The following is a 20,484-nucleotide window of genomic DNA, read 5'->3' on the forward strand; positions in this document are numbered from 1 at the left end:
TTTCTTCTTTTGTTTTTAATATTTTAGTCTCTAAGTCATTTGTGATAATATTTCATATCGAATTCAATATTTTCATGAAATTTAGTATGAAGCAAAATGTCGTAAATAGTATTAAACTAGTAATCTTTGATGTCGACGGTGTCCTTACAGATAGTAGAATAATAATCTCAAATGACGGAAATGAGTTTAAAAACTTTAATGTTAAAGATGGTCTTGGTATCGTTCTGTTACAGAAATTGGGTATTAAAGTTGCAATTATAACTGGTAAAGAATCAAAGATTGTTCAGCAGAGACTTCAAAGTTTAGGTCTAGATCCCCAAGATATTTATCAAGGCCAAAAAAATAAAATCAAAGCATATGAAAGCTTAAAAAATAAATATAGTCTAAATGATCAGAATATTGCTTATATGGGAGATGATTTGCCAGATCTTGTGTTAATGAATAAGGTAGGGTTGTCTGCAACGCCTACAGACTCAATATCAGTAGTAAAAGAATATGCAAACTATGTATGCCAAAATAATGGTGGTAATGCTGCAGTTAGGGAGTTTTGTGACTATATTATTAAGCAATCAGGTTCTTATGATAAGGTTATTAAAGATTTTATTGAGACTGGTGAGGTTAAATAAACAAAAATATGAAGTTTTTCACTAAGTATTCTTTATTTGCTAACGTACTTTCCATAGTCATTATTATCTTAGCTATGCTATATATAAGTTACAATGCTTTAGATGGTGCAAAACCATTAAAATCTAGTCAACAGAAAAATAGAGTCGAGTTAAAAGCTTATGATTTTACATACAATAAATATGATGTAAAAGGTAATTTAGTAACGAATTATTTTTCAAAAGAGTTAAGACGCTATATTAATCAAGACTTATTTATGATTAATCTTACAGAAAAAAGTTATGACGATAAAACAGGTAAGTTACAGTGGCAAGTTAAGTCTAAGTATGGCTATATTCAACAGTTTACTGGCCAAAATTTGACTCATTTATATGATGGTGTTGATGCAATTATGTATACTGGTAATGATTCATCTGGTAATCAAGCTAAAGAGGGTAAAAACTCTTCTTTAGATAGAATTTTTATTAAAACTTCAGAAATGTTTTATAACTCTGGTTCAAAAGATTTTTATAATGCTAGATTTACAAAGATGTATGATCCTGAGACTGGTAATAATACAACAGGTATTGGAGCATCTGGTAATTCAGATGCGAAAGTTATAAAGCTAGGTCAGAATGTGAGGAGTTATTATGCATCTAGTTAGAATAGCACTAGTATTAATCTTACTAGTATTTACTTCCAATGCCTTCTCGGAAACGCAAGTGAACCAAATAGACGATACTCTTCCGATGTATAATGCAGTAGTTCAGGAAGATAATGTTGCTGATAATGAAAAAGAGGATAATTCTGAAGATAATAGTCTAAGGGAATATGGACCTGTAACAATATGTGCTGATAGCGTTGTCTATGTTCATGATCAACATATTATAACTTATTTAGGTAATGTATTTGCAATGCAAATCCATAACAACCATATACTTTGCCATAAACCTACTACACCCAAAGATGGAGTTGTTTACTTTGAAAGAAATAAAGACTTATCATTGGAACAGCTACAAGAAAGCTGGTTAAAAACAGCTAAACAACTATGTTCTGAACAAAAAGAATGTAACTTTATCTCTGGGCAGAGATTGATAATAAATTTAGATGATAAAAATAAACTAAAGACTTTTACTATGATTTCAGATGATAATCATAATTCCCAATTCTATACATATCCAACAAATTCAAACCCTGACTATAAAGATGTTAAGACTGCGACTAGAGGTCCTGTTGAGGGTAAATCAAAAATGATAATCTATCATGTTGATGACAAGCATCTAGAAATGTACAGAAAGGCTGTGGCCTTCCAGAATGATAATGTTTATAAGGGTGAAAAAGTTATTTTTGATATTGAACATGATCTAATATCAATTCCTGGTAGTGAAAATAAAAGATCAACAATAATATTAGATGGAGTACAGAAACAGACTAAAATTGATACAGGTCTAACTCCTATTAGTGACTATGAGAAAGATAGACAAAAAGGAAGTGTTAGAGGCTTAAATACATATAACTCTACAACTTAATTAAAGCAGACAGGTTTAAAATGGAAAAATATACATTAGAAGCAAAAAGACTAGGTAAAAAATATGGTTCGCGATGGGTTGTAAATAATGTCTCCATGAAAGTTTCAACTGGTGAAATAGTTGGTCTCCTGGGACCTAATGGAGCCGGGAAAACAACATCTTTTTATATGATTGTAGGACTTGTCGCTGCAACACGTGGTAAGGTGCATATGGGGGATGATGATGTAACAAAGATGCCAATTCACCTTAGAGCTAGAAGAGGCTTAGGTTATCTTCCTCAAGAGGCTTCCGTTTTCAGAAAACTAAGTGTTGAAGACAATATTGTTGCTATTTTGGAGACTCGTAAAGAACTTAGTAAAATCCAAATTGAAGAAAAACTAAATCAACTTTTGGATGAGTTTAGTATTCAGCACATACGTAAAAGTTTAGGTATGAGCTTATCTGGAGGAGAGCGAAGAAGAGTTGAAATTGCAAGGGCTCTTGCTATGGATCCTAAGTTTATACTTCTAGATGAACCGTTTGCCGGAGTTGATCCAGTATCTGTAATAGAGATTAAAGAAGTTGTGAGACATCTTAAAGATAGAGGGATAGGTGTGTTAATTACAGATCATAATGTACGAGAGACGCTTGATATTTGTGAGAGAGCATACATTGTTAATGCTGGAAATATGCTCGCTGCTGGTACACCAGAAGAAGTCTTAGCTGATGAAACGGTTAGAAAGGTATATCTCGGAGAAGACTTTAAGTTGTAATAATCACAATTCATAAAAGGAAGTAAATTATGCAAATTGATCTGACAAAATCAAAAGTAATTTGTATAGGTAGAAACTATGTTGAACATATTCATGAACTGAATAATGAAGTTCCAGATAGTCCGGTAATATTTATCAAACCTAACTCAAGTATAGCTAAAAATCTTAAATTATCGTCAGCTAGAGAAACACACTATGAGTGTGAGATAGTTTTTGCTTTTGATAATGATTCAAATATAAAAGCGGTAGGTTTAGGTTTAGATTTAACTGATAGGAATGTACAATCAAAGCTTAAATCAAAAGGACTTCCGTGGGAGTTAGCAAAAGCTTTTGATAATAGCGCTGTGATTAGCGAGTTTGTTAAAATTAATAATCAGGATATTGGGTTATTAAACTTTAAAGCGTACAAAAATGATTCCTTAATTCAGCACGGTGGCTATGACTTAATGATCTATAAGCCCCAACAAATTATAGACTTTTTAAAACAAAATGAAATCACTATAGCTGAAAATGATTTGTTGATGACAGGAACACCCAAAGGTGTCGGGGTAGTAAGTATCGGTGATAAATTTAGAATAGAGCTTTTTTGTAAAGATAAAAAAATATTAGAAACAACTTTTGGATAAATGAGATATGTGGGCAATTGTAGGAAGTAGTGGTTTTGAGTCTTTTGATGATTTTGAAATTATAGAAGAACTCTCTCGAGAAACTCCATATGGTTTGTGTTCTAATGGTTTATTTAAAATAAAAATAGAAGATAAGGAAGCATTATTTCTAAATAGAACTGGTTTAGGTCAGAATATATTACCGCATCAAATAAACTACAAAGCGAATATATATGCTTTGAAAAAATATGGTGCTACTTCTATTATTGCATTATCTTCAGTTAGAAGTTTAAGAGAAGAGTTAAAACCTGGAGATATGGTTATTCCATATCAGTTTATTGATAGAACAAAATCTTTACGAGAATTTACGTTTTGTGAACAGGGGTTGCTTAACTATGTATCTCTTTCAAAACCTATAACAGAGAGTATAGCTGAAGAAATTAGAGCAAAGAAACAAGAGTTTGATTTTGATATTCATTTTAAGCAGAGCTACGTTTGTATAGAAGGACCCCAATTTCCTACTATAATTGATGCTAAATGCTTCCAGAGTATGGGAGGTGGTGTCATAGGTATGACAGCTTTTCCAGAGTTTGCTTTAGCAAGAGAAGCGGGGCTTAATTATATTAGCTGTAACTTTATTGTTGACTATGTTCCTTGGTCATATGATGTTAGAAATTTGTATAATGTATTAGAAATAAGGGAAACAAATAATTATAAAGCTGAAAAAATTGTCAAGTGGATGGTAAATAACTTGTCATTTTATGCTGAAAATGATTGTCATGAACTGGGTATTGCTCGATATTTATCAACACCTATTGAGTCATTGCCTCCAAATAAGAAAGAGTGGCTAAAAGTTATAGCTAAGGATAACTCTGAGCATGAAGAAGCACTTGAAGCTGAAATTCTTAAAAAGGTTCCAGATCTATATGGAGGTATTAAGACTATACCACCTAAGCTTCAAGACTTACTGACATTTATTAGTAAATTTGATAGGGATGGCAATCGACAAGATATCGAAGCAACGAGAAAGGCAGCGGCATCGCTAGGCTTATATAGTTATCCTAAGGTAGATCTAGAAAGTGTTGAAGATATTGAAATAAAACATGCTGATAATGGTCATAATATCCCTGTTAGAGTATATAATCCTAAAACTGATGAGAAACTTAAAGTAATAATCTTTTGTCATGGTGGAGGGTTTGTATCTGGTACTTTAGACTCATTTGATGCTTTTTGCCGCAAGCTTGCTTTAACTACCAATAGGATTGTTTTTGCTGTTGATTATCGTCTTGCGCCTGAACATAAATTTCCAGCTGGTTTGAATGATATTGAGTTTGTTACAGAATATGTTTATCAACACTCTAAAAAACTTGGTGTATCTCGTAAGAAATTTACTTTAATGGGTGATAGCGCAGGAGCTAATTTGACAGTTTTAGCAATTTATAATCTATTACAAAAAGGTAGTGTTAAAATTGCTAATAATATTATTTTATACCCATCTGTGGATTTATCGCATATGCCTACGAAATCGCTTGAAGACTATTCTAGTGGCTATATTTTAACTAAAGCAAAAACAAAATGGTATTCTGAGCTATACGTGCCTGAAGGTATGGATAAATGCTCTCCTGAAATATCACCGTTTTATATCAAAGAATTAGATAATATGCCGAGAACTTTAGTTATGACAGCAGGCTATGACCCTTTAAAAGATGAGGGCTTATTATTTGCTGAAAGGCTTCTTAGACATGATGTTGAGGTACAACATTATCACTTTGATAGTTTGGTACATGGTTTTATCAATTTCTCAAAACTGATTCCAAAAGAGATGGAAATACTTCATTCTAGAGTTGTTAAATTTCTTGGCTAATTATGAAAAATTATCTACTACAAATTGAATATTTTGGTAAAAACTATTGTGGATGGCAAAGACAGTCTCATTCACCAAGTATTCAAGAAGAGCTAGAAAAAGCACTTTCAAAAATTGCAAATCAAAATATCGAAGTTATTTGTGCAGGTCGAACAGATACTGGAGTACATGCGACTTCGCAAATTGCTAACTTCAATTCAGATGCTGATAGGAGTCTTAGTTCTTGGATGAGGGGAGCAAATGCTCTTTTACCTCAAGATATTAAAATACTAGATATTAAAGAAGTTGATAATGATTTTAATTCGAGATTTACAGCGATAAATAGAACCTATAATTATATTATCTATAATTCTGCAATTAGCTCTCCAATATTTGCTGAGCATTGTTTATGGGAGAATAGAGAGTTAAATATAGATAAGATGAATCAAGCCTGTAAATACTTATTAGATGAGCAAGATTTTACATCTTTTAGATCATCTCAGTGTCAGTCCAATACACCATTTAGAAATATTCAAAAAGCTGAGTTTATTAAGAAGGGGAATTTTGTAGTATTTGAGGTTGTTGGTAATGCTTTTCTACATCATATGATTAGAAATTTTATTGGCTCGTTATTAAAAGTTGGCTTAGGACTTAAGCTTCCAGAATGGATTAAAGAAGTATTACAAGCAAGGGATAGATCAAAAGCAGCAGAAACAGCTAAAGCACACGGTCTATATTTTGTTGGAGTTGAATATCCTCAATTTAGTTTTAAACGTCGAGTAATAGAGCTTTTTTGTTAGTCTAATCATTTAGTTTTCTAAGAAAGTCTTTTGTAAGTATTTATTTAATGTTACTTTTATTACTAAAAGCTAATTACAATCAAATTCATTTAGGTTAAAATATCCTTTTAAGAAAATATTTATTTCTATAAAAATGACAGATATACATAATCATAAGATTTTGATTTTAGATTTTGGTTCGCAATATACTCAACTTATCGCGCGTAGAGTGAGAGAGGTTGGTGTGTTTTGCGAAATATTTCCTCACGACATAGCAGATGATTTTATCAAAGATTATCAGGCTAAAGGTATAATTCTTTCTGGTGGTCCTGAGTCTGTATATGATTCAGATGTTAAGGCTCCGGAAATAGTCTTTGAATTAGGTGTTCCTGTTTTGGGTATCTGCTATGGTATGCAAACAATGGTAATGCAGCATGGTGGAGAAGTAAAAGGAGCTGATCAAAGTGAGTTTGGTAAAGCAATCATTAATATCTTAAAATCATCAGAAAATATGTTTTCAAATCTTAAAACAGAACAGTCTGTATGGATGAGTCATAGCGATAAAGTTACTCAAACTGGCGAACATTTTGAGGTAATAGCATCATCAGCTAATGCTCCTGTTGCAGCTGTTGCTCACAAGAGTAAACCTTTTTATGGAGTACAGTTTCATCCAGAAACCACTCATACAGAGAATGGTAAACAGATTATAGAAAATTTTGCCTTAAATATCTGTAAATGTGATGCTCTTTGGAATATCGAAAATATTATTGAAAATGATATCAAAGAAATAAAAAAACAGGTTGGAAATGATAGAGTGATTTTAGGCTTATCAGGTGGTGTTGACTCATCTGTGGTAGCAGCAATATTACATGAAGCTATTGGCGATCAACTTACCTGTATATTTGTAGATACTGGACTACTTCGTCTTAATGAAGGCGACCAAGTGATGGAAGTATTTGCAGAGCATATGGATATTAATGTTATTCGTGTAAATGCTAAAAATAGATTTTTAGACGCTCTAAAGGGGATTGGTGATCCTGAAGAAAAGCGTAAAATCATAGGTAAGCTTTTTGTTGATATTTTTGATGAAGAAGCAGCTAAAATCGAAAATGCGAAATGGCTTGCTCAAGGCACGATCTATAGTGATGTAATTGAGTCAGCTGGTAATAGCCAGTCTAAAGCTCATGTTATCAAATCTCATCATAACGTTGGTGGTTTGCCAAAAGAGATGAAGCTTAAGCTATTAGAACCTCTAAGAGAGTTATTCAAAGATGAGGTGCGTAAATTAGGACTAGGCTTAGGCTTACCGTATAATATGCTTTATAGACATCCGTTCCCAGGTCCAGGTCTTGGTGTGCGTATATTAGGTGAAATTAAGAAAGAGTATGTTGAAACTCTACAAAAAGCAGATGCTATCTTTACTGAAGAGCTCTATAAGCATAATTTGTATCATGATATTTCTCAGGCCTTCGGGGTTTTCTTACCAGTTAAGTCAGTTGGGGTTGTTGGGGATCAGCGTAGATATGAATATGTTATAGCATTAAGAGCTGTGGTTAGTATTGATTTTATGACTGCAACATGGGCAAATTTGCCTTATGACTTCTTATCTATAGTTTCAAATAGAATTGTAAATGAAGTTAAACAAGTATCACGAGTCGTTTATGATGTAACAGGTAAACCACCTGGAACAATTGAGTGGGAATAACCACTAGTTGACGAAATGTTTAATTTATTAAAGTATATATTCTTTAGAATTGTACTTTTGGGTTAGATGAAGATTTTATACTATGTCGAAATATACTATTTTAGATAAGATAAATACCCCTACAGATCTTAAGCTTGTACCTGAGGGACAACTTAAAGAACTAGCATCTGAGTTAAGAACTTTTTTGGTAGATACATTGGATGTAAGTGGTGGACATTTTGCAAGTAGTCTTGGTGCTACAGAGCTTACAGTAGCGCTACACTATGTTTTTAATACACCTTACGATAATATTGTATGGGATGTTGGACATCAAACATATATTCATAAAATCTTGACAGGTAGAAAAGATAAGCTTATTACTATCAAAAAAGATGGTGGAATTTCGGGTTTCCCAAAGCGATCTGAAAGTGAATATGATACTTTTGGAGTAGGGCACTCAAGTACATCGATAAGTGCAGCTCTTGGCATGGCTATTGCAGATAGACTACAAGGTAAACACTCTAGTTCAATTGCTGTAATTGGAGATGGAGCTATAACTGGTGGTATGGCATTTGAGGCACTTAATCATGCAGGGGGAATTAAAGAGGACATTTTAGTTATTCTCAATGACAACGAAATGTCAATTTCTGATAATGTTGGTGGTCTTTCTGCTCATTTTAGCAAGATTATTTCAGGTGGCTTTTATAACTCAATTCGTGAAAAAGGAAAGGAAGTTCTTAAAAATATTCCACCGATGTTTGAGTTCGTGAAAAAGATAGAAACACAGACTAAAGGAATGTTTGTCCCTGCAAATTTTTTTGAAGATTTAGGTTTTTATTATGTAGGGCCAATAGATGGGCATAATGTTGTAGAGTTAGTAAAGACTTTAAGAATTTTAAAAGATCACAGAGGTCCGAAACTTTTACATGTAATTACCAAAAAAGGTAAAGGCTATACTAAGGCAGAATCTGATCCAATTAAGTTTCATCATGTTGCACCAAGTTTTCATAGTGGAGATGCTCAATCAAAAGCTTCTAAGCCAACTTACTCAAATATATTTGGTAACTGGATTTGTCAAAAAGCAGCTAAAGATGAGTGCTTAGTAGGTGTAACTCCAGCTATGAAGGAAGGCTCTGATTTAATTAGATTTTCACAACAATATCCAAATAGATACTTTGATGTGGCTATTGCTGAGCAGCATGCAGTTACTTTTGCAGGTGGGTTAGCATGCCAAGGACTTAAGCCTGTAGTTGCTATTTACTCAACATTTCTACAAAGAGCTTACGATCAGGTTATACATGATATAGCATTACAAGATTTAGATGTCTTGTATGCTGTTGATAGAGCTGGTCTTGTTGGGGCAGATGGAGCAACTCATGATGGTAGTTTTGATATATCGTTTATGCGTTGTATCCCGAATCATGTAATTATGACTCCAAGTGATGAAAACGAAACATATCACATGCTTGAACTTGGATATGAATACAAGGGACCTGCAATGGTACGCTATCCTCGTGGAGCAGGTATTGGTGCTGAAATTACTGATAATCTTGATATAGAATTAGGCAAAGCAAAGCTTGTTAAAAAAGGTTCTAGAGCAGCAATTTTAAATTTTGGAACTTTATTACCACTTGCTAACCAGCTAGCTGATAAATATGATATTACTGTAGTTGATATGAGATTTGTAAAACCTCTTGATGAACAGCTGATTGATGAAATATGTCAAAACCATAATATTATATTTACACTTGAGGAGAGTTCAATAGCAGGAGGAGCGGGTTCTGCGGTTAATGAGTATATACTTGCTAGCGATCTAAGTAAAAATACAATTGTCAGAAACTTTGGTCTCAAGGATGAGTTTTTAACTCATGGTACAAAAGATCTTCTGCTAGATTATTCAAATCTTTCTTTTAGCAAAATATCAGAAGTCTTAGAAAAACTTTTAAGTCACAAAGGATAATTATTTGTCTAAATTCTACTTATTATTAATAATGCTATAGATAGTATTTTGTTGGTTACTATTTTATAATTTCAAATATATTCTTTTTAGAAACGCTTATCTAATGAAGAAATTAATTTTACTTATTTTTGTAATAGTTTTATTAGCATTGTCATACTATTATTTTATCTATCAAAACTATAATAATTGGCCTATTGTTAACCAAAATCCACAAGGCGAGACTATTGTTGCTTTTGGTGATAGCTTAACAGCTGGATATGGTGTAGATAAATATGATAATTACCCATCTCAATTATCAAGGATGATTGGTGAACCTGTAATAAATATGGGAGTATCTGGTGAAACAACAGGTCAAGCACTATTAAGAATTGAAGATGTTGTTCAAGCTAACCCTAAGATAGTAATGGTGTCATTGGGAGCTAATGATTTAAGAAAAAGAATTCCTGCAAAAGAAGCGTTTGCAAACTTAAAGCGTATAGTGAATATACTACAAGCAAACGGAGCGTTAGTTATTATCGGAGGTCTAGATATACCATATTATAAAAATGATTATGCTGAAGACTATATTAACTTTGCTAAGAGCTATGGATGTTTATTAGTTCCTAATGTTTTAGAAGGTATAATTGGGAATAAAGATTTAATGGTTGATGCTGTACATCCAAATGCAAAAGGATACAGGATTATGGCAAATCACTTCTATAATGTTATAAAGAAATATGTAGATTAATTGTTAAAAAAATCAGATACCTTTGTTAAGGTTAGAAATACCTTCTTTTTGATAAACGTGATAGACATCTAAACCAAGCTTTCTTCTAATATATGGTAAAGAAAAATAACCACGGATATATTTTTCACCATTTTCATTTTTATCATACACTACGATATGATGATAGTCTGAGTTAATTAATGTGTTTAGGATATGGCCAATTTTAGTACTTTTTATAATTGAATAAGACACTGTGTTTACTTTGGCAATAGGTAACATAATATCATGTGCAACTAAATCAGCTGGTTTTGTACCAGAACTTCTAGCTCTTTCTTGTAGGGCTTGGCTCTCTATATAATGAAGAGCAATTGTTCCCACAACTTTATCTTGAGCACCAATTACCAGTGCAAAATCTTTATGATTATCAATAATTTTTGTTTTTACATCCTTTAGGTTAAGATCTGCTCTAACTGTTAAAGCATCATGATCTTTATAGTCTCTAAAGACATCTAAAGCAGAACTTTCTAAGTAAAGAAGGTGACTGGCATCATCTCTAAGATAATTTATTGATTTAGTATCACTGAAATGAGAAAGTTCTATTTGTTTGAAATCTTTTAAATCCACTATTTTCTCCATATATTAATGTCGATTCTATTATTAGATTTTAGACAAAACATTTACCTTTTTCAAAGTTTATCACTCAACATTTTACTATATTGGTATAATTTAATTCTTATATTAGTTACAACCTCAAAATTTACTATGAATAATGCAAAGTCAAATTGAGAGCAATAAAATGCTATAATAAAAATTAAATCTTATTAGAACACTATAATATGATAGAAACTGACAGAATAATATCAGCAAATACAGCACAAAATAAAGATGAAAACTTCATTGATAGAGCTATAAGACCAAAAACTTTAGCTGAATATGAGGGCCAGCCTGCAGTACGCGAACAAATGGAGATTTTCATTCAAGCTGCAAAATCTCGAAAGGATGCGCTTGATCATACTCTTATATTTGGGCCCCCAGGTTTAGGTAAAACAACATTATCAAATATCATTGCCAATGAAATGGAAGTGGAACTTAAGCAGACTAGTGGTCCAGTTTTAGAAAAAGCTGGAGATTTGGCAGCACTTTTGACTAACTTAGAAGAGAACGATGTATTATTTATCGATGAAATACATCGCTTAAGTCCTGTTGTCGAAGAGATATTGTATCCTGCGATGGAAGATTATCAGCTTGATATTATGATTGGTGAAGGTCCCGCAGCAAGATCAATCAAGATTGATTTACCTCCATTTACATTAGTAGGAGCTACAACTAGAGCAGGGCTTCTGACTTCACCCTTGAGAGATAGGTTTGGTATAATTCAAAGGCTAGAATTCTACTCAATCGACGATTTAGCTAAGATAGTTTACCGTTCGGCTAAGCTTTTAGATCTAGATATTACAGACGATGGTGCCAACGAAATTGCTAAACGTTCAAGAGGTACACCAAGGATAGCAAATAGATTACTACGTAGAGTTAGAGATTATGCTCAAGTTAAAGCTTCTGGAGTTATATCTTATGATATTGCTGATAAAGCTCTTACAATGCTAAAAGTTGATCCTGTAGGATTTGATCATATGGATCATAAATATCTACTTACATTAATGGAAAAATTTGGTGGTGGTCCAGTAGGATTAGATACGATGGCAGCTGCACTTAGTGAAGAAAAGGGAACTATTGAAGATGTCATAGAACCATATTTAATCCAGCAAGGATACATCATGCGTACCGCAAGAGGGCGTATTGCAACTTTGCTAGCATACAATCATTTTAAATTAAAAATACCAGATAGTTTATCATCAGATCAGCAACAGAACTTATCTCTTTAATTCAGAACTTATTCTTTAACAAGAAGCTTTAAGCTTATCTAAATTATTTGATTTAATTACACTATTTAATCTATTTTGATATTCATCTCCCTCTAACGCAGAGTATTCTGTCAGAGTATTAATGAGTTGAGAAGTATCACCATTAGCTTGTCTTACTTGTCTAAATTTAGCAAACTTTTCTCCAGTATTTAATCTAAAGTAGTATCCAAGAATACTATCTCCAACATCTTTAAAAGTTTCTACTTGGACATCTGAATCTTTAGCTTTGACACCACAGTTTTCTTCAAAACAATGTAATCCAAAGTAATTATTATAGTCAACTGCAAATCTAGATGTTCCCCAACCAGTTTCAAGGATTGCTTGAGCAATCACTAAACTTTTAGGTGCTATATTAACTTTTGTAACTAAAGCATTAACTTGCTCTTGTAAAGTCTTAGCATTCCATACTTTATAGAATGAAGTATATTTTTTGACTTTTGTTTTTTGATTTTCATCTAAATCTTGTTTACTATTAAGAATTTCTTGTAGTTTCATAATAGTTTTTCTTTGTTTACATAACTCTTGATTAGCTTCATCTATTTCTTTTGACATAAACTCTATAAAAATTTTTTTCTTTTCAGATATATCTTTAATATCTCTAAAGTCAGGTTTATAAGTTCCTGCCGGTATTGGAGGAGTTTCCAAATGATATTTATCAGAACTTGCAAAACTTATATTTATGAAAAATATAGTTAAAACAAAAAAATACTTGCCTAAATTGATTGTATTCATAATTTATATTATCTAAGATTAATTTTATTTGAATACAATTGTAACAATACATATAGAGTATTAGTATATTTATATTTTATAAGAATTTAATCCTCATAAATTAATATGTCTCCTGGTTGGCAACCTAGATACTTACAGATTGCTTCTAAAGTAGAAAATCTAATAGCTTTTGCTTTTTCGTTTTTTAATATTGATAAGTTTTGCTCTGTAATTCCAATAGCTTTCGCTAAATCCTTAGACTTAATTTGTTTATCAAGCATTATTTTTGCTAAATCAATTCTTATAGACATCTAAATATCCTTAAATTGTTAAATCATTTTCTTCAGCAAGTTCATGAGCTTTTTGCATAACTTTTGATATTGTTATTATCACTCCCCCACATAATAATGCTAGAATTTCGTTAGTACCAATTGATACACTTACGAAACGTTCACCTACAGGATTATGGTAACTTAGAGTTAATGATATTAAAGGCTCAAAAATAATTTGAGCAAAAAAATAGTATACTAATCCCCAACCTAATCTTTTGTATATCAAAACTACTCTAGAAGAAAAAACCTCAAGCTTTTCATAACACGTAAATAATTTGACTAAAAGAGCAATTATATAAAGTATTACTGAAACTGGTATCAAGCTGACTAAAAGCCCTATAATTCTAGTATCTAAAGCTATTGGTTGTGACATTTGATCGATATAATGCTGCGCAGTATCTGTGACATTAGGTATATATTCGCTTTGTGCAAAAGCCCAAAATGACATAACAGATATTACTATCAATATAAATACTATTCTAAAAATATTTTTATAGAACTTACTGATTTTTTCTAAGTTTTGCATAACTTTTATTCCTTGTGTATTTAGAGATATGATATCTATTTTAGATTATATTTATCGTTTATCAATAATTAGTTATTGATTAACAGTAATTTATTTGTAAGAATATCAAAAAAATGAAGGAAAATAAAATATGTTTAGAAAAATTTTAATAATATTTAGCTGTTGTTTATTTATGAATTTATCAGTTGCTAATAAGTTACAAAATAATCTGAAAGAATATAATTACAAAGCACTGAAATTAGAAAATAAAAAAGAGTTTAAAGCACCATATATACTTGCAAAGGTAAACGATAGACCTGCTTATGTGATTTTTGATTCCGGATCAAAAGGAATAAGTATTTTTAACCACTCAGTTGATCAATTAGGACTTAATCAGGAAAGTGGTTCTGGATACTCATCAAATATGGTAGGACAAAAAATTAAAAATCAAAATGTAGTATTAAATAAAATTCAGATAGGCGACATTTTCCTTAAAAATGTCGAAGCCAAAATTACTAACCAGCCTAAAAGAAAACAATATCCGGTAATTGTTGTCGGAACAGATTTCTTAGTTAGATATAATGCAATTTTTGACTTTTCAGAGAACTTAATATACTTAAACAAAAATAACGTAACAGCTAAAAAACACTATGAAATAGGACAAGTATTAGATAAAGAAAATTATTTAGTAATTAGCTTAACTAAATTATTATCTCAGCATCAGACAATTGCCATATCAATAGATAGTAATCAACCGGTTAATTGTTTACTTGATACCGGAACTTCTAATTTTACAATTTCAGATAAATATCTGCAGAGCATAGACTTAGCACCAACTAAGCCCAAGAAAACAATTCAGGCAACAGATGGAACATTAACAGTCAGTGATATTAAAATTAAGAAGCTAGTGCTAAACCCTTTAAATCTATTTTTCCAAGATAAAGTTCAAATGGTTAATCTAGAAGCAACAGCTGCAAATATTAAGATTATGAGTAAGTTTTTAGGAGTTGTATGCATTTTAGGATATCAGGAACTAAAGGCAGAAAAAGTAATATATGATTTTTCTGCAAGTAGAATTTATGTCAAGAAATAAGAACTGAAGGATATATCAATTAGTTAGGAATAACTTTGCTTAAATTTTCGAACATAGTCGCTTGAAGAGCTACATAAACTTGTTCTTCGAAAGCAGCATCGATAGTTTGGTCTTTAGCTATTTGGCTAGCTATCTGTTTTGTAGCTGCAACCATTGCTTTAGCTACAGGGTTATTGCTGTTTTGTGCAGCAGTAAAGTTACAAGCATTTTCTCCAAATAGTATACCATCAGCATCACTTACTTGCTTGTAGATACCGTTTTCAGCGATAGCATTAGCTACTGGAGCAGCAATAGCACTTGCAGGTCTTAACATTAAAGTATGATCTTTAACGTAAATAACACCTTCAGAACCTATAGCAACAGCAATAGCATTGACAGCAGCTTTAACAGCCCAGTTATTTCCAAGTTTATCTAAATCATATACCTTAATATCACCAACATTTATGATATCAAGGAATTGAGTAAGAATAGATTCTACTGCTTTTTCATCGGATAAGTCTTTTAATACGTTTCTAGCTGTAGCTACATTGCTGTTAGCTCTAACTTCAAGTAAATCAGCTTCACATATTGATTGAGCAGTTCTAGGAGAAGCTATTTTCTCTTGGATACCACTTTCTAAGTCGCCCAGTGTAGTCACTGTGTATGCAAGAGTGTTTACATTAGCATAAGTAGTAATTGCCTTATCATTATTACCACCTTGGATCAGCTGAATAGCTTGAATAGTCAAGTAGTTAGTTATATCGTTAAATTCTATAGCTGTTTGAGCATCTTTGCTATTTATATTATATTGACCATTCCAAAGAGCAACTCTTGCGCTCCAGAATTTATCTATATTATTTCTATAGCCAATATAATCAAGAGCAGTAGCAGAATTCCATGCAGCTGTTAGCTCAGATGAAACTGGTTTAGCAATATCATTATAGTATGCTGTAGGACCATTTACAGTTATATTTTGGATAGTATTGAATTGAGCAATCTTTTCTTCTGCATAAGCTTTATCGCCTTTTTCAATGCCTTTTAAGATATCAATTTTAGTATTGATACTTTTTAGTTTAGCTTTTTCTGCAGTTACTTTGATTCTCCAGCCTAGTTTTTTCTTGCTTTCCAAATCTTCTATCTTTTTACTGATTTCATCTCTTTCAGCTCTATATTTTTCAAGACCTTGAGCAGCAGAAGCTTCGTCTTTCATATACATATCTTTAGGCTTAACAGAATTAGGTATTTTAACTTTACCATTATTAGTTAATACTAGACCTCTAGCTATTTTTTCACCGTTTGTTTGGATATCGCCAGCGTCTGCAGCTATGCTTTTAACAGCATAAATTGGTGAATTAGGATCAGTATCAGCAGCTGTTTCAACTTTATTTGAATAATCAATGATAGAGTTGTTTACGATATTAGCATTTAAATCATCAGCATAAGCAGAAGCTGCTGCGATTGAGCTTAAAAGTGCAAGGGTAATAGTCTTTTTCATTTATATCTCCATTATTAACAAAATATTAAATTATCATTGATAAAGTATTTAAAGCACTCGACTATTATATTTAATATTTATTTTATGTCAATATTAATATTAAAATAATATTTAAAGTATTTATTTTTTTATTAATACTTGCTTTGTATATATATAAACTTTGTATCTAAAACATTTAGGAGTAATGACTTTGTAAATAAATATAAAATTAATGTACGGTATGGTTATTGAAAAATATTAAGTGTATAAAGAACGAATATAAGTATTTATTTATTAATAGAATATTTATATAAACTTTTATACCATAAAAATATAATTCCAGTAGCTAGCAATTTACAAAGACAAGGTAGAACACAATATATAAACCTAAGAGATATTTCAAGATTTTCAGTATTAGATGAAAATGAGGAGTTAATAAGGGGAAATGTTATAATTGTTGCAATCGCATAACTAAATTTAGTTATAAATGCTAGCATAGCATAATAACCGTTACCAAGTTCTTTTCTCTCTGGATAGCTATCTATCCATTTAGCTAGAAGTATATTTGGAAGAATTAATTCAGTTGCAAGTCCAGCTCCAGAAATAAAACATATCAACGTAAAGAGTATATAATCGCCATCAGATAGAGCAAATACAAAAGAAAATATACTCGCATAGAATAAAAGAGCATAACCCCATGTTTTAATAATTCCAAATTTAAGAGAGATTTTTTTCATTATAGGAATGAAAAATATTGCCCCAAAAAAATACGTAAAAATATATAGTCCAGTTAAGTCTGGTGTTTTGAGAATATATTTACTAAAGAATATGATAGTAACTGCAGGTAAAGTTGATCCTACAGCACTAATTGTATATCCGACAAATAAAAATATACCATCTTTGTCAAAGTGATCAATGTAATTCTTAATATTGAAACTATAAATTGTATGTTTAGATTTATTATTTAGATTAACTCTATTAATCCATTTAAAGAAAAATATGGTAGCTACTAAGATTAGTATTATTGCAATAATAGCATATAAAAAATAGCTTCTTCCATGCGGCATTAAGGTAAGTAAAACAGATAGTAATACCGAAGCGATTAATACACCTAGTATATTAGAAATTTCACGGGCAGAAATCACTAAAGATTTACTATTGTCATCTTTTAACCAAAGAGCCCCTTTTGTAGTTGAAAATATTGTAATATAGCTAAAAGCAAGCGTAGATAAAAAAATCCCAACAGAAAGATTAAGTAAAATATTTGAAAATATTGGCACGCATATAACGTATACTCCAACTATAAATATAGCAACTACAGCTACCAAACTAATTTTACTTAGATAGTGAAATCTATCACAGTACCAACCAATTAAGGGATCGAATATAGCATCTAATGCTCTTAGTATGAATAAAACTATACTTAGTATAGTTAAGTTTATACCAAAATTGGTATGGTAGTATTCAGGTATAAATATATATATGGGAATACTAGCAAAGGCTACAGGGAAAGCTATAAATGCATAGTTAAAAATATCTGACTTTTTAATATTCATATAAATGATAAATTATTATACTAATACTATAATACCATTTACCTAAATGTATTTTGATTTAAATTTTATTACCAGTTAATTTTTTTATTTGGAACCCATTTATCTAAAAGGTTTTTATATTTTTTCTCTAAAATCTCTTTGGGTGGTAGTTCAGGCAGTTTCGAATATAAATCAGCTTTCTGGAAAGCTTTTAATAGAGGTAGTAATAGCCAATCTTTTTCATTAGCAAGTTCTTGATAAGCATGTCCTCCAGTTTGAGGAGTGTGCCATGGATAAAATGAGTGATATCGTAGAAGATATAATCCTTCATACGGTATATCACTACCTTGCTCGAAAACTTTATAAATATATTCATCATGGCCAAAACTCATATCAACATTATCAAAGCCACATTTTTTCTTATATTTTCCATAATGAGTTTCAGATTCAGTATTATAGTTATTATAATCTTTAGAGTCTTTGACAAATTCCCTATGAGAAAAAACATTAGCAGAAGCAAAAGGGCAAGCAATAGGATATGTATCACCAACAGTTGACCATTGAGGTAATTGACCATATTCTGGTAATGTCATAATTTTGCCTAAATCATGCACAAAACCAACTAGAGGGAACCAAGACCAGTCTTTAATATGGGTATACAGATTTCCTAGACTTTGTTTTTCAATATAAAAATCTTGCCAAATTTTAGGAATACTTTGCCACTCATGATCTCTGAATAGTGATCTAATTAAAGCATTTTCTCTAAGTTCAGTATCACTTTTTAAGAACTTATTTTGGCAAGCTTCTGCTGTTTGATAGGCATGTTCAATTTGTGGAAGATCGTTGTCTGGATCACTTTCATCATGAACGTTTTCTAAAAGCTTAAATACTTCGTAAACATCCATTTTTCCCAAATCAAGTTTGAAGTATTTATCCTTCATTTGAGTAACATATTCAAGATTTTGATTGATATGCATATCTTTATATGTTCTTTCTACACGATCTTGGAATTTACTATCTGTATAGTTACGAAATTCGCCAAATGTATTTTCTACTGTTTGAGACATAATATCCACCTCTATTAATCAATAATTTCTTTACCTAAATATCTCGTTTTTATACCTTTATTCAGGTTGTTTTCAATAGTTTCTAAATCAACTCCTTTTGTTTCTGGAACAAAAAGATATGTTACAATAAACGCTAAGCTGGCTACGCATGCATATATCCCGAAAGTGAATGAAACGCCTAGCTTTGTTAAAATAGTTAAAAATGTAGCAGCAACAATAAAATTAGCTAACCACTGTATTGACGCAACAAAACTCATCGCAGACCCTCTAACACTTAAGGGAAAAATCTCCGAAATAATTAGCCAGAAAAGAGAACCAACACTAATACAATATCCCACAATATATATTAAAAGACAAATTAAGGCTAATATTGCGACAGTACTACTTGTAACATTATTAAGCAAATAAATCATGCTAAACAGACTCAAAGCAGCCATAGCGGATCCAAGTAGTAGGAATTTTCTTCTACCTAGTCTGTCAATAAACATTATAGTTATAATTGTAGCTATGAAGTTAACGAGTCCTAAAGAAAGGGTCATAAGCATCTGCATTTCACTTCCATTAAAACCTATATTTTCCATTATATATGGCCCATAGTACATTACTGTATTTATACCAAAAAATTGTTGAAATATCCCAAGAGCTAAACCTATATATAGAACTGGTCTAATTTTTTTATTAAAAATTGCAGAGAACTTAGGTTTAGTTGCTTTTTCTAAATTATTTTGAATGGCAGATAATTCTTCTGAGACATCATTTGCATTTTCTCTAATCTTTGTAAGTGTCTCTCGAGCCTCTTGCTTTCTTCCTTTAGAAAATAACCATTTAGGTGAGTAGGGCATGAAACACATACCTACAAATAGCATAATTGCTGGTACTAGTCCTGTAGCTATCATAATACGCCAACTACCGCTGCTTGTTAGAAAATAATCAACAATAAATGCTATAACTTGGCCACCTGTAAGAAATGCTCCATTCCAAAGAACTAATGAGCCTCTTTTAGAAGCTGGAGCAACTTCAGCAATAAATAAAGGCACTGCGTAAGATGCTACACCAATAGCAGATCCCAACATAAATCTGCCAAGGACTAATGATTCTATATTTGGGGCTAACGATGCCACCAGAGTACCTACTATAAATAACAAACTGGTAGCAATCATTACTTTTTTACGGCCAAATCTGTCGGTAAAGTAGCCACTAGCAAGAGCGCCAAAAAAGGCTCCTAGAACACAGAAGCTGACAACCATTTCTAACTGCCAATGCTCAGCTAAGAAATCTTGTTGAATAAATGGCGTAGCGCCAGCTATTATAGATGTATCAAAGCCAAATAGTAATCCACCAATTGCAGCTACTGCAACAATAATAATTACATAAAGTTTCGATGATTTATGTTAATTTTGTTGCA

General features: G+C 31.6%; 19 protein-coding genes and 1 pseudogene. 12 read left to right on the forward strand and 8 right to left on the reverse strand.

Going from position 1 to position 20,484, the window contains the following annotated elements; translation table 11 throughout:
- Positions 1–86: 86 nt before the first annotated feature.
- The 10 genes from F3D59_RS09000 to F3D59_RS09045 all read left to right on the forward strand — a co-directional run bounded on the left by F3D59_RS09000 (position 87) and on the right by F3D59_RS09045 (position 10,482).
- Positions 87–626, forward strand: coding sequence for an HAD-IIIA family hydrolase (locus F3D59_RS09000; RefSeq protein WP_150464612.1), 540 nt, complete (start codon positions 87–89; stop codon positions 624–626).
- A gap of 8 nt (positions 627–634) precedes the next feature.
- A complete protein-coding gene (lptC, locus tag F3D59_RS09005; protein ID WP_150464613.1) occupies positions 635–1,267 on the forward strand; it encodes an LPS export ABC transporter periplasmic protein LptC in 633 nt (210 codons plus the stop codon).
- Positions 1,254–2,132 carry an LptA/OstA family protein gene (locus tag F3D59_RS09010; protein WP_150464614.1) on the forward strand — a complete coding sequence of 293 codons (879 nt, stop codon included), beginning with the start codon at positions 1,254–1,256 and terminating at the stop codon, positions 2,130–2,132. Before lptC ends, F3D59_RS09010 begins: the two co-directional genes overlap by 14 nt.
- 20 nt (positions 2,133–2,152) lie before the next feature.
- Positions 2,153–2,884, forward strand: a complete 732-nt coding sequence (gene lptB, locus F3D59_RS09015) for an LPS export ABC transporter ATP-binding protein (protein ID WP_146421340.1) — start codon at positions 2,153–2,155, stop codon at positions 2,882–2,884.
- Between the two features lie 29 nt (positions 2,885–2,913).
- Positions 2,914–3,510, forward strand: coding sequence for a fumarylacetoacetate hydrolase family protein (locus F3D59_RS09020; RefSeq protein ID WP_150464615.1), 597 nt, complete (start codon positions 2,914–2,916; stop codon positions 3,508–3,510).
- Positions 3,511–3,517: 7 nt separating this feature from the next.
- Positions 3,518–5,353 (forward strand): alpha/beta hydrolase fold domain-containing protein, encoded by a 1,836-nt coding sequence (locus F3D59_RS09025; protein ID WP_150464616.1) that lies wholly within the window; start codon positions 3,518–3,520, stop codon positions 5,351–5,353.
- A gap of 2 nt (positions 5,354–5,355) precedes the next feature.
- Positions 5,356–6,132, forward strand: coding sequence for a tRNA pseudouridine(38-40) synthase TruA (gene truA, locus F3D59_RS09030; protein WP_150464617.1), 777 nt, complete (start codon positions 5,356–5,358; stop codon positions 6,130–6,132).
- Between the two features lie 133 nt (positions 6,133–6,265).
- Positions 6,266–7,816 carry a glutamine-hydrolyzing GMP synthase gene (gene guaA, locus F3D59_RS09035; RefSeq protein ID WP_150464618.1) on the forward strand — a complete coding sequence of 517 codons (1,551 nt, stop codon included), beginning with the start codon at positions 6,266–6,268 and terminating at the stop codon, positions 7,814–7,816.
- Positions 7,817–7,898: 82 nt separating this feature from the next.
- Complete coding sequence (gene dxs / locus F3D59_RS09040; RefSeq protein ID WP_150464619.1) at positions 7,899–9,755, forward strand: 1-deoxy-D-xylulose-5-phosphate synthase; 1,857 nt, start codon at positions 7,899–7,901, stop codon at positions 9,753–9,755.
- Between the two features lie 103 nt (positions 9,756–9,858).
- On the forward strand, positions 9,859–10,482 hold the full coding sequence (locus tag F3D59_RS09045; protein ID WP_150464620.1) for an arylesterase: 624 nt from the start codon (positions 9,859–9,861) through the stop codon (positions 10,480–10,482).
- Positions 10,483–10,494: 12 nt separating this feature from the next.
- Here F3D59_RS09045 and F3D59_RS09050 read toward each other — a convergent pair whose 3' ends face one another.
- Entirely contained in the window at positions 10,495–11,085 is a 591-nt protein-coding gene (locus tag F3D59_RS09050) for a CBS domain-containing protein (protein ID WP_191092465.1), read from the reverse strand.
- A 212-nt stretch (positions 11,086–11,297) separates the two neighbouring features.
- On the opposite strand from F3D59_RS09050, the gene ruvB reads away from it, so the two are divergent.
- Entirely contained in the window at positions 11,298–12,344 is a 1,047-nt protein-coding gene (ruvB, locus tag F3D59_RS09055; protein WP_150464622.1) for a Holliday junction branch migration DNA helicase RuvB, read from the forward strand.
- Positions 12,345–12,359: 15 nt separating this feature from the next.
- Here ruvB and F3D59_RS09060 read toward each other — a convergent pair whose 3' ends face one another.
- The 3 genes from F3D59_RS09060 to F3D59_RS09070 all read right to left on the reverse strand — a co-directional run bounded on the left by F3D59_RS09060 (position 12,360) and on the right by F3D59_RS09070 (position 13,952).
- Entirely contained in the window at positions 12,360–13,115 is a 756-nt protein-coding gene (locus tag F3D59_RS09060; protein WP_224721184.1) for a glucosaminidase domain-containing protein, read from the reverse strand.
- 86 nt (positions 13,116–13,201) lie between these two features.
- A complete protein-coding gene (locus F3D59_RS09065; protein WP_150464623.1) occupies positions 13,202–13,405 on the reverse strand; it encodes a helix-turn-helix domain-containing protein in 204 nt (67 codons plus the stop codon).
- A gap of 10 nt (positions 13,406–13,415) precedes the next feature.
- Complete coding sequence (locus F3D59_RS09070; RefSeq protein ID WP_150464624.1) at positions 13,416–13,952, reverse strand: DUF2975 domain-containing protein; 537 nt, start codon at positions 13,950–13,952, stop codon at positions 13,416–13,418.
- Between the two features lie 130 nt (positions 13,953–14,082).
- Between F3D59_RS09070 and F3D59_RS09075 the strand changes: the two genes are divergently transcribed.
- Entirely contained in the window at positions 14,083–15,024 is a 942-nt protein-coding gene (locus tag F3D59_RS09075) for an aspartyl protease family protein (RefSeq protein WP_150464625.1), read from the forward strand.
- A 19-nt stretch (positions 15,025–15,043) separates the two neighbouring features.
- Here F3D59_RS09075 and F3D59_RS09080 read toward each other — a convergent pair whose 3' ends face one another.
- The 4 genes and pseudogenes from F3D59_RS09080 to F3D59_RS09095 all read right to left on the reverse strand — a co-directional run.
- On the reverse strand, positions 15,044–16,498 hold the full coding sequence (locus tag F3D59_RS09080; protein WP_150464626.1) for a hypothetical protein: 1,455 nt from the start codon (positions 16,496–16,498) through the stop codon (positions 15,044–15,046).
- Positions 16,499–16,764: 266 nt separating this feature from the next.
- Positions 16,765–18,033: an MFS transporter gene (locus F3D59_RS09085; RefSeq protein ID WP_191092466.1), complete on the reverse strand. Its 1,269-nt coding sequence runs from the start codon at positions 18,031–18,033 to the stop codon at positions 16,765–16,767.
- A gap of 68 nt (positions 18,034–18,101) precedes the next feature.
- On the reverse strand, positions 18,102–19,079 hold the full coding sequence (locus tag F3D59_RS09090; RefSeq protein WP_150464627.1) for an inositol oxygenase family protein: 978 nt from the start codon (positions 19,077–19,079) through the stop codon (positions 18,102–18,104).
- Between the two features lie 14 nt (positions 19,080–19,093).
- Positions 19,094–20,452 (reverse strand): annotated as a pseudogene (locus tag F3D59_RS09095) (sugar porter family MFS transporter); the annotation flags it as partial.
- Positions 20,453–20,484 lie beyond the last annotated feature (32 nt).

Origin of the sequence: Francisella sp. XLW-1, from assembly GCF_008711455.1 — a bacterium.
GTDB lineage: Bacteria > Pseudomonadota > Gammaproteobacteria > Francisellales > Francisellaceae > Francisella > Francisella salimarina.